15 protein-coding genes are annotated in these 10,570 nt (G+C 38.7%); 10 read left to right on the top strand and 5 right to left on the bottom strand.

The features are described from left to right. Positions 1–173 precede the first annotated feature (173 nt). From R5R67_RS08970 to csrA, 9 genes are all read left to right on the top strand, one after another. On the top strand, positions 174–941 hold the full coding sequence (locus tag R5R67_RS08970) for a hypothetical protein (protein ID WP_002085557.1): 768 nt from the start codon (positions 174–176) through the stop codon (positions 939–941). Positions 942–955: 14 nt separating this feature from the next. After that, positions 956–1,915, top strand: coding sequence for a hypothetical protein (locus R5R67_RS08965; RefSeq protein WP_058222081.1), 960 nt, complete (start codon positions 956–958; stop codon positions 1,913–1,915). A gap of 1 nt (position 1,916) precedes the next feature. Then, the gene (locus R5R67_RS08960; RefSeq protein WP_000654848.1) at positions 1,917–2,168 is read left to right on the top strand and encodes a hypothetical protein; all 252 of its coding nucleotides are present in this window, start codon (positions 1,917–1,919) and stop codon (positions 2,166–2,168) included. Beyond that, positions 2,169–2,576, top strand: coding sequence for a hypothetical protein (locus R5R67_RS08955; RefSeq protein WP_058222082.1), 408 nt, complete (start codon positions 2,169–2,171; stop codon positions 2,574–2,576). It abuts the gene before it with no gap. Next, the gene (locus R5R67_RS08950; RefSeq protein ID WP_058222083.1) at positions 2,573–2,857 is read left to right on the top strand and encodes a hypothetical protein; all 285 of its coding nucleotides are present in this window, start codon (positions 2,573–2,575) and stop codon (positions 2,855–2,857) included. Before R5R67_RS08955 ends, R5R67_RS08950 begins: the two co-directional genes overlap by 4 nt. Positions 2,858–2,860: 3 nt before the next feature. Next, complete coding sequence (locus R5R67_RS08945) at positions 2,861–3,118, top strand: hypothetical protein (RefSeq protein ID WP_058222084.1); 258 nt, start codon at positions 2,861–2,863, stop codon at positions 3,116–3,118. Position 3,119: 1 nt separating this feature from the next. Beyond that, a complete protein-coding gene (locus R5R67_RS08940; RefSeq protein WP_000362184.1) occupies positions 3,120–3,335 on the top strand; it encodes a hypothetical protein in 216 nt (71 codons plus the stop codon). Between the two features lie 209 nt (positions 3,336–3,544). Then, complete coding sequence (locus R5R67_RS08935) at positions 3,545–4,825, top strand: aspartate kinase (protein WP_001185176.1); 1,281 nt, start codon at positions 3,545–3,547, stop codon at positions 4,823–4,825. Positions 4,826–5,071: 246 nt separating this feature from the next. Beyond that, on the top strand, positions 5,072–5,326 hold the full coding sequence (csrA, locus tag R5R67_RS08930) for a carbon storage regulator CsrA (RefSeq protein ID WP_000906487.1): 255 nt from the start codon (positions 5,072–5,074) through the stop codon (positions 5,324–5,326). Positions 5,327–5,395: 69 nt separating this feature from the next. Here csrA and rnhB read toward each other — a convergent pair whose 3' ends face one another. Further along, a complete protein-coding gene (rnhB, locus tag R5R67_RS08925) occupies positions 5,396–5,962 on the bottom strand; it encodes a ribonuclease HII (protein WP_000495832.1) in 567 nt (188 codons plus the stop codon). Positions 5,963–6,027: 65 nt separating this feature from the next. Then, positions 6,028–6,417: a hypothetical protein gene (locus R5R67_RS08920; protein ID WP_000735756.1), complete on the bottom strand. Its 390-nt coding sequence runs from the start codon at positions 6,415–6,417 to the stop codon at positions 6,028–6,030. A 241-nt stretch (positions 6,418–6,658) separates the two neighbouring features. On the opposite strand from R5R67_RS08920, the gene R5R67_RS08915 reads away from it, so the two are divergent. Then, positions 6,659–7,216 (top strand): cytochrome b, encoded by a 558-nt coding sequence (locus R5R67_RS08915; RefSeq protein WP_001111768.1) that lies wholly within the window; start codon positions 6,659–6,661, stop codon positions 7,214–7,216. A 44-nt stretch (positions 7,217–7,260) separates the two neighbouring features. Here the strand turns inward: R5R67_RS08915 and R5R67_RS08910 are convergent, their stop codons facing one another. From R5R67_RS08910 to R5R67_RS08900, 3 genes are all read right to left on the bottom strand, one after another. After that, entirely contained in the window at positions 7,261–8,259 is a 999-nt protein-coding gene (locus R5R67_RS08910) for an adenosine deaminase (RefSeq protein ID WP_001077407.1), read from the bottom strand. Between the two features lie 111 nt (positions 8,260–8,370). Beyond that, positions 8,371–9,690 (bottom strand): NCS2 family permease, encoded by a 1,320-nt coding sequence (locus R5R67_RS08905; RefSeq protein ID WP_000729980.1) that lies wholly within the window; start codon positions 9,688–9,690, stop codon positions 8,371–8,373. Positions 9,691–10,012: 322 nt separating this feature from the next. Next, positions 10,013–10,240, bottom strand: a complete 228-nt coding sequence (locus R5R67_RS08900) for a hypothetical protein (protein ID WP_000608974.1) — start codon at positions 10,238–10,240, stop codon at positions 10,013–10,015. Positions 10,241–10,570: the final 330 nt, after the last annotated feature.

The raw sequence follows: 10,570 nt of genomic DNA, 5'->3' as shown, positions 1-10,570 counted from the left end.
TTCAGGTTCCAAACTTCTTATCCAAAAGTTTGGAATGAACTCACACAAGAAATCGATTTTCAACGCAGAAAGCAGCTCGCTATAAAACTGCGTGAAACAAATATCCCTACTTATGACCGCAAAAACTATAAGCGTTCTCGTGGCTTCACTGGCTCAAGATAAGGATAAGAAAAATGACAACTGAAAACTCAAAAGACAACTTACATATCTGGAATGCAGTTAAGCAGACGCCTACCAATTTTCTTAAAAAGATTGAGATTGGTTATTTAAAAGGTAAATCAGATATTAACCCTCAATGGCGTTTAATGGCTATGACTCAGGCCTTTGGTCCTGTTGGTCATGGCTGGACTTATAGACACGTGCGTTTATGGTCTGAAACTGCACCAGATGGAACCATGATGGCTTTTGCTGAAGTAGCAGTAAAAACCAAGATTGATGGTGTTTGGGGTGAGGAATTTTTCGGCAACGGTGGTTCAGCAATTGCTGAAATTCACAAAGGCAAACTAGTAGCGATTGATGAGGGTTATAAAAAAGCCGTAACCGATGCTCTAGGTGTAGCGTTTAAAGCTGTTGGTGTGGCAGCTGATGTTTACCTCGGTAATTTTGATGGAAGTAAATACCTATACAACTATGACTATGCCTATCTAGAGCAAAATGCCTCTACCCCAGCAGGTCAAAATACAAATCAGAATAATCTGGCAACCGCTCATGGTGGCAACCAGAAGCCACCTCGTACTCAAGACCAACTTTATCAAGATGCTCTGAAAGCAATTAAAGATGCACCTGACACAAACATCTTAAATGCTGCGATTAAAAAGTTTAAAGGCACTACTTACGAGGCTGGTATCAATAGAGCATGCCAAGCACGTGCCGATCAGATGGGTTGGGCGCCTAAAAATAATCCTCAGCAAGTTCAGCAACAACAGTCGTTACATCACTAAAAGGAGAGCTATTCATGACTAATTTACTAACTGCAGCTGAAGCATTTGCAGCTCTTCAAAAAGGTAAAACTGTTCTATGTCGTCCTATTGGAGACATGTTGGACTTTTCTGACTTAGATCAATTCCCCGCTTCTATTTTTGGTAAACCGGGTTTTGAATTCTGCATCAAAATCGAAACTATTGAGCTGGCTGGCATTACATTCACAAAGCCATTAACTATTGATGAGTATGAAGAAGGTCAAAATGTTTTTGTAATCAACACATATTTACCTTCCATTTATAACGTTGGATTTAAAACTCCTGCACTCATTGAAGCAATTAATAGTGGTTTTGTTCAGCGTGATGCTGAAAATGCCAAGCTTCAATTAAAAGCTTTTTCAAAAGCACTCGGTATTGAAATCAACAATGATTTAAGTGTTATTCGTCTTGGTGAGGAACCTAAAAAACAGAGAGGCAAAAAATCAAAAGCAGAAAAGCCTATTGAAGTTATTTCTGCAGAAACTCAACCAACAATTGTTATTACCGAACAAACAAATGTCACCACATCTGAGGATCTATTAATTCCAGAAACTAACGAGCCGAAAGTAGATCCTGAATATCAGAAGGCATTAGATGCCCTTCTTCAGCGTGTAAAAGAATCAAAAACACCTGAAGAGGTAAATGCAGTTTATCGTTATACCCGCACATGGGATGACGAACAAATGAAGCCTATCCTTCTCGCCACTCACAAACGTCTTGAAGAGCTAGAAAAATCTAAGGCGCAAGCAACTGAACCACCTTCACTAATGGTTCAAATCCAAACTGCACCAGACCTTACAACGCTAGATGCTTTGGAAATAGACGTGGCTGCACGAGATCCGCAGATTCAACCGAAGCTAATGGGGTATGTGAGAAAACGCCGCTATGAATTAGAGAATCCTACACCTACTCAACAAGAATCTACCCCTGATTATTTATTAGTGGACGATTTCTAACATGAAAGATCAGTACAAGAAAGTGAGCCAAAAACACATGCTTGGTTTTATGTACTACTTGCAATTGCTGGGCTATGTAATAGTCCGGCAAGGCATGGATCAAGCAATGTTTCTAACCAAGCATTATGCGGTACCAGTCGCTTGGCGCCGCATAACGATCGACTATCACAACCGATTAAACAAACCTGCCCAGCAGCTTTATAGAGAGTTTGTTGAGTGGACTAAAGAAGAATATGCAGAGATGGTGGCTTAAATGACAGGTAATGAACGTATCCCTTTTGAATCACAATTCAAAACTACAGAAATTTTTAAACGTGAAAGTGCTATTCGTAAAAATGACATCCTAGCATTCAGTGAAACAATGAATGGCTATTTCAATATTGTAACTAATGATGCTTGGCAGTTATGGAATAAAGCCAAAGCCGAGACGGTGCCAGATACTCCCGCCCCTAGTGTCACTCTAACTTGCGCTGAACTAAAAGAAGCCTTTGATTTTGGTGCGCCAGATGGGGAAAAAGATCAATTCCAGATGGAAACTGAAATGACCATCAAATGGCTCCAAGATGGTTATGACGGTGAAGGATACTACTGTTGGTATGCTGATTTACCTGAGGAAGGTTGCATTAAGTTGGGTGTTAGCGAATCAGGAGCTGAAGGATGAGCAAAGTTATTGGAGAAGTTAATTTGAACCCTAGCAGAATTGAAGGCACTCCCGATCAGGTAGCTGTTCATATTTTTGAAAAAATCATTTGTCCAAGTACCGAGGAGCTTCTCAAAAATAATCCTGAGGCTGCAAAGGTTTTTGCATACCACATTTTTGGTTTAGCGCTTTCTCAACTAGCAGAGTTTCATTCAACCAAAAGTCTAGATAAATCTGTAACCGTTACTCTTCACAACCTTTTGCGTCAATTGAAGAAAGAACGTAATGAGTTGAGGAACTAAAGGATGAGTGGATTAAAAGTTAAAACATGTGATTTTTGTGATGACGGGAACGGTGAATGCATTTTCCCTTATTACGGTCTTGCCCCTCATATTCATACGAAGCCAATTGGCGGTACTGAATTTATAAATGTTTCATTACCTGAAAACTTTAGTCCTGATGGGGATGGTTTAGGCATATATACACACTGTCTGTATTGTGGTGGTGATGGCACATATGAAGGCATCAAGATAGAAGTTAAAGCGGAAAGTAAGGAGGGCTAATGTGGATAAATATCTGACATCTAACAATGTGTGTGAGATGTTTCATATTACTAAACGCACACTTAATCGGTGGGAAATTAACACACCTTGGGGGATTCCATTCCCAGCCCCGGCATTAAGTTCTGAGGGCGGAACAATGAAAAGATACCTCGCTACTGATGTAATGAAGTGGGAGGAAGAATGCCAGCAAAAGAAGCAACTAAAAAAAGCTATATAAGTTGTACCGAAGCTAACAATCAGCAAACTTGATGAAATTAGTCCAGATCAATGATTGTTAGCATATTTACGTTACTATATACTGTCCGCCGAATCACGGCTTGCTAGATAAACTCAGCAATTTCATTTATGTACATAATGGTGTACATATTATGAAACCAAGGAAGCAAGAATATACTTTTCCCGTTTAATAATAAGGGTTTAGGCGATATGGCATTAATCGTTCAAAAATATGGCGGTACTTCTATGGGTACCCCCGAGCGCATTTTAAATGTTGCTCGTCGTGTGAAGCGTTGGCATGATCACGGTCACAAGGTTGTTGTGGTCGTATCTGCAATGAGTGGTGAAACAAACCGCTTACTTGCCCTCGCTAAAGCCATTACCGAAACACCTGACCCACGCGAGTTAGACCAAATGGTTTCAACCGGTGAACAGGTGACGATTTCCATGTTAGCTATGGCACTTAATTCGATTGGTGTGGAAGCTAAATCCTATACCGGACGTCAAGTCGGTATTAAAACTGACAGTGCATTTACTAAGGCGCGTATTGAGTCGATTGACACAGATGTCATGACCAATGACCTAGATGCAGGCCGTGTTATTGTAGTTGCAGGCTTCCAAGGCTTCGATGCCAACGGAAATACTACAACTCTAGGACGTGGCGGTTCAGATACTTCTGGTGTTGCCATTGCAGCTGCCCTAAAAGCAGATGAATGCCAAATTTATACTGACGTTGATGGGGTTTATACTACAGACCCTCGTGTTGCCCCTAAAGCGAAGAAAATCGATCGTATTTCTTTTGAAGAAATGCTAGAAATGGCATCATTAGGTTCTAAAGTTTTACAGATTCGCTCAGTAGAATTTGCCGGAAAATATCAAGTTCCTTTACGCGTATTATCAAGTTTTGATAATGATGACGACGGCGCATTTGACGACGAATTTAAAGAAAATGTAGGTACACTCATTACTACTGAGGCAGAAGACACTATGGAACAGCCAATCATTGCAGGTATCGCTTTTAACCGTGACGAAGCAAAATTAACAATTTTAGGTGTACCTGATGAACCGGGTATTGCTTCTAAAATTTTATCACCAGTAAGTGATGCCAACATTGAAGTGGATATGATAGTCCAAAATGTTGAAGAAGATGGCACAACAGATTTCACGTTTACTGTAAACCGTGTTGATTTAGCAAAAGCTGAAAAAATCTTAAATGAAACTGCCAAAAATATTGGTGCACGTGAAGTTTCAACACGCGATGACATCGTTAAAGTATCTATCGTGGGTGTAGGTATGCGCTCGCATGCGGGTGTAGCAAGCAAAATGTTTACTGCCCTTGCTGACGAAGGTATTAACATCCTTATGATTTCAACATCTGAAATTAAGGTTTCTGTCATTATTGATGAAAAATACCTTGAGCTTGCAGTTCGTTGCTTACATACCGCTTTTGGTTTAGATCGTGAACATGGTGAAAGCAGCGCACGCGCTTAATTTTACCGAACGGTCAAGAATTCATTAAAAAATGTTTACTTGTCCGACAATAATCAAAGAAAACACAGAGCCGCTATAGTTTTTTTTATAGCGGCTCTGTTATATTAAACGGAAAGTTTTTTGGCAGTGATTATCAAAATATGACTTTGTTCTCATATTTCTGTTAGAATCTGACTGAAAACTGAGGTTGAGCTTTTTATTTGGGTACCAATATTGCAGTTTTAAGCGTTTAGCAAGGAGATAAACATGCTGATTCTGACCCGCCGTGTCGGGGAAACATTAATGATTGGGGATCAAGTCAGTGTTACTGTGCTTGGCGTCAAAGGAAACCAAGTTCGAATTGGTGTAAATGCACCAAAAGAGGTTTCTGTTCATCGCGAAGAAATTTATCAACGTATTCAACATGAACGTGCAATGCATGAACACCTTCAACATCTTGATCAAGATTATCAAGTTTCATATGAAGATGATAATTATGCACAGAAAAACTTCAATCGTTAGTATGAAGTTGTTCTCTCCCTAATTAAAGCGACTTTATAGTCGCTTTAAATTTTTTGGGAATATATAAATTTATAGACCTAATGCGCGTTTTACAGGTGCATAACTACGACGGTGTTGATCAATCACGCCATGAGCTGCAATGGCTTCAAAGTGTGCTTTGGTTGGATACCCCTTATGTTTGGCAAAACCAAATAATGGATATTGTTGATCTAATTCTGCCATTTGACGATCACGCGTAACTTTAGCCAAGATACTCGCCGCACTAATCTCAGCATGGCTTGCGTCTCCCCCTACAATCGCCTCGCAAGGAATAATGATTCCTTTGGGAATTTGATTGCCGTCTACAATTACCTTTTGAGGTTGTGTTTTCAGACCATCCACTGCACGTTGCATAGCCAAAAAAGTTGCCTGCAAGATATTCAGCTCATCAATTTCTGCATGTGTAGCTTCTGCTATTGACCATGCTAAAGCTTTTTCTTGAATTTCAATAAACAACTTTTCACGTTTCTTTTCAGTTAATTTTTTAGAGTCGTTTAAACCTAAAATTGGATTATTCGGATCTAAAATAACAGCTGCAGCAACAACAGAACCCACTAATGGGCCTCGTCCTGCCTCATCTACGCCTGCAACAAACATGTATACTCCAATGAAAAAGAGGCCGATTTATAAGAATCGGCCTTCTTTAATGCTTAAAACATCAATTATTTTTGTAAAGCTTCTGCCACACAAGCATTTACAGTTTTAGAAACCACTTGGTTTACGATTGTAGCACGAGCATTCACGTCAAGCGCAGCAGCAGCTAATTCTACTGCAGTCACACTATTTGGTGCTTTTTCACTTACACAGCCGCAAACATTCGTTTGGATGCTATCACGCTGTTCAGCAGTCATATATTTTGTTGCTGTCTTCCATGCAGCAACATTATTAATTTCTGTAATACATTTCGCATTAACAGCAACTTTTAATGCAGCTACGCCTAACTGTTGAGTTGTCGTTTGTGCAGAAGCACCGCCAGTACCGGTACCTGTAGTGGTTGCACATGCAGTTAAAGCTAAAACAACTGGTGCTACAGCGAGCATCAATTTTTTCATCATTTTTTTCCTTTGATCGAACGTAAGCAGCGCGTATTTTGCCTAAACTTGTGCTTAGAAGAAACAAATAAATTGATGCATTTATGCAAATTAAGTCCCTTAATCTCTAGCTCAACTTAACCGTGTTTTTTTAAATTGAAGCGTTCTGTTTATAGCACGCTCTGTTACGGGAACAACATTTCTCAAATTTAACAGTTTCCCATAAAATCTAGCGCTAGAATGACAAAAAAAAGGGTCTTTTATGCCTGCCTCAACCTCTCAATACTACACCCGTACTGCACAGATTCTGCATTGGGTCATGGCCATCATTTTTATCACTGCTTGGGTGATTGGTTTCTATAGTGGAAATTTTCTAAGTTATGACGTTGATGGCAGCTTTAAAGGCGATGTCATTACACTACATAAGAATATCGCCACAACCATTATCTTCCTCGTGGTCATTCGTCTGTTTTGGCGTTACACCCATCCTGCCCCACAATTGCCTGACACGATGTCACCAACAATGAAAACTTTAGCTCACATCGGACATTTATTACTGTATGTGATTTTAGTCGCTTTACCAGTCACTGGCTGTTTATTTAGCTGGAGTGCTGGTCACCCTGCTCCGGTTTTATATTTATTTGAAATTCCACGCCTGGTGCAAGATAATCCTGAGTTATTAGCCATTGTTAAACCATTACATATTTATATTTCATGGTTTGCTGGTTTACTTATTGTTGGACATGTACTTGCAGCTTTAAAACATCACTTTGTAGATAAAGACAATGTTTTAAACAGTATGACCAAACAACCTAAATAAATTCAATGTTAAAAAAACCGCCTATCACAGGCGGTTTTTTTTATTTAGATTTTCTGGATTTCTGAAATCCACTTTTGTTTCTCTTCATCTGAAATGAAAGAGGCTTCAAAAGAGTTAATTGCGAGTTGCTTCAACTCATCATTGGTTAAATCTAATGCCTGTTGAATGGCAAAGAAATTATCATTCATATAACCACCGAAATATGAAGGATCATCTGAGTTAACAGTCACGTGTACGCCTTTTTGTAAAAGACGGCGGATATTGTGATCTCTCATATCCTTAACAACACATAGCTTTAAGTTACTTAAAGGACAAACCGTTAATGGCATTTTTTCATTAATTAAACGAGCCATTAATTGTTCGTCTTCTTCAGAACGCACGCCGTGGTCAATACGGTTTACTTTGAGCAGGTCTAAAGCCTCCCACACATATTCAGGTGGACCTTCCTCACCTGCGTGAGCCACGATTAAGAAGCCTTCTTCACGCGCTTTAGCAAAAACACGTTCAAATTTAGCTGGTGGATGGCCTACTTCACTTGAATCAAGTCCTACAGCGATAATATCTTGTTTAAACGGTAAAGCTTGCTCAAGCGTTTCAAATGCAGCTTCTTCGCTTAAATGACGTAAGAAACACATGATCAGCTGAGAACTGATACCAAATTTGGCTTTTGCGTCAGCACATGCACGTTTAAGCCCATTGATCACCGTTGCAAAAGCAATACCACGGTCAGTATGAGTTTGCGGATCGAAGAACATTTCTGTATGAACGACACGATCTTCTGCACACTTTTCAAAATATGCCCATGCTAAGTCGTAGAAATCTTGCTCATGAACAAGAACATTTGCGCCAGCATAGTAAATATCTAAAAATGATTGAAGATTATGAAAGTTATAAGCTTGCTTTACTTCTTCAACAGATTTGTAAGGAATCTGAATCTGATTACGCTGTGCAATGGCAAACATTAATTCAGGTTCAAAGGTCCCTTCAATATGCACATGCAACTCGGCTTTTGGTAAGGCCTGAATCAGCTCTACTTGATTCATATTAACTCCACATCTAAAGAAAAAAGGGTGTGGTAAGCACACCCTTCTATAATTTCCTTCTTATATCCCTATCACTAAAATAGTTCTAGAAGGAAATTATAAACAATCGTATTAACCGCCAAAGGCGATGAATTTAAATACCCAAAGGGCAGCAATAATCCACACCATGTATGGAACAGTTTTTGCCTTACCCGTAAATAATTTAACTAATGCATAGCTGATAAAGCCCATTGCAATACCATCTGCAATTGAGTAAGCAAATGGCATAAATACAATCGTTAAAAAGGCTGGTACAGCTTCTGTAATATCATCCCAATCGATGTGAGTGATCCCTTGGATCATCAATACACCAATGAACAATAAAGCGGGTGCTGTTGCAAAACCCGGCACAGATTGAGCAAGAGGTGCCAAGAATAAACAGCAAATAAATAAGAAAGCGACAACTACCGCGGTTAAACCTGTACGTCCACCTGCTGCTACACCTGAAGCCGATTCAATATATGGCGTAGTTGATGAGGTACCTAATGCAGCACCAGCAACGATTGCAGTAGAGTCAGCAAATAGCGCTTTTTTCAAACGTGGCAATTTACCGTCTTGTAAAAGGCCCGCACGGTGTGAAACGCCAACCAAAGTACCCGTACTGTCAAACAAGTCAACAATAAAGAATACAAAGATGACACCAACCATACTTGCGGTAAACAACCCTTCAAAGTCCATTTGCATGAATGTTGGCGCAATTGAAGGAATTTCACCAACCACACCCTTAAATTCATTTAGACCTAAAGCTGTGGCAATTGCTGTAACGACTAAAATACTAATAATAATCGCACCGCGGACTTTAAGCTGATGCAAAATTACGATAAGTAAAAAGCCAAATAAAGCTAATAATACAGTAGGTTGTTTAATATCGCCCAAACCGACCAATGTTGCTTGGTTCGCGACAATAATTCCGGCATTTTTTAACGCAATGAGCGCAAGGAATAAACCAATACCGCCACCTATCGCAAATTTAAGCGACATCGGGATTGCATTGACAATCGCCTCACGAATTTTAAAGAAACTAATCGCAAGGAATACCACACCTGAAACAAAAACAGCAGCTAAAGCTGTCTGCCATGGCACTCCCATACCCATACAAACCGAATAGGTAAAATAAGCATTAAGCCCCATACCGGGTGCCAAGGCGATTGGATAATTAGCAATAATACCCATCACTAAGCAACCGATTGCTGCTGCCAAACAGGTCGCAACGAATACGGCGCCATGATCCATGCCGGTTTCAGATAAAATGAGTGGATTGACAATGATGATGTAGCACATTGTTAAAAATGTAGTTACACCAGCAAGAACTTCTGTTCGAAACGTGGTTTTATTGTCGCTTAACTTAAATAAACGCTCTAACCACCCTGCCGAAGAATTGGGCGCCGCCATAAGTAGCCTCTATGCAAAATCTGAGCTGTGGAATATGTACTTCTATGTAGGTATCTGAGCAATCTTGTTTTTCTGTTCAGATCTCTAGACAAAAATCTTAAATAGACGAAGCAACAAATATGCCACTCATTTGATTTCTGCTGTCATACACAGAAAATAGCCACAGCCCCTCTTGAAACACAAAAAAGCTGCATAACCCCTATGCAGCTTTTTTACTATACGTTCAATAAGTTTAACAGATTCAACAGCAACATGATCAAAATTTATGAAAAGATATGATCAATGGCACACTTTTTAAAGCAAATCACAATCGCCACTGTGCTTAGAAAAAAACTTTTTTATCACTGATATATTTTTGCAAATTATATGAAGCTAAATTGCTATGACTAACACGGTTAGGATTACGTTCGATGGTCTGCAAATTTTTTTCAGCTTCTTGAATGATCCTCATGAGCTCTTGATGTCTTTTATTTTGGGTATCTAAATATGCCCAATACCCTAATACAAATACAATACTCACGCATAACACTATTAATACTTTATTGATCATTATTATTATCTCTATGTTTTTAATGTTAATGATCTTAACAAAAAAAAATAAGGTTGTGAATACTTTCACATTTATTTACAATAATTATCAACTACACAAGTTATTGATATAAAAATGTTTTCCAATATACAATTTAAAAAATTGATTAAAAAGAAAACTTTTCACTTAAAAATTCATTTTTAAAAATAGCTATATTATTTTAAATGAAAATTATATAGACTGCTTGGCCCATTTTTATTTTTAAGTATATTTAAATTTATCGTTTACTTTAACTTCATTATATTATTTATTGAATTTTCATATATTTCTTTCATTATTTAATAGTAAAAA

Origin of the sequence: Acinetobacter sp. OYA S30, from assembly GCF_033599315.1 — a bacterium.
Lineage (GTDB): Bacteria > Pseudomonadota > Gammaproteobacteria > Pseudomonadales > Moraxellaceae > Acinetobacter > Acinetobacter baumannii.
This window is presented reverse-complemented; position numbering and strand designations above follow the sequence as displayed.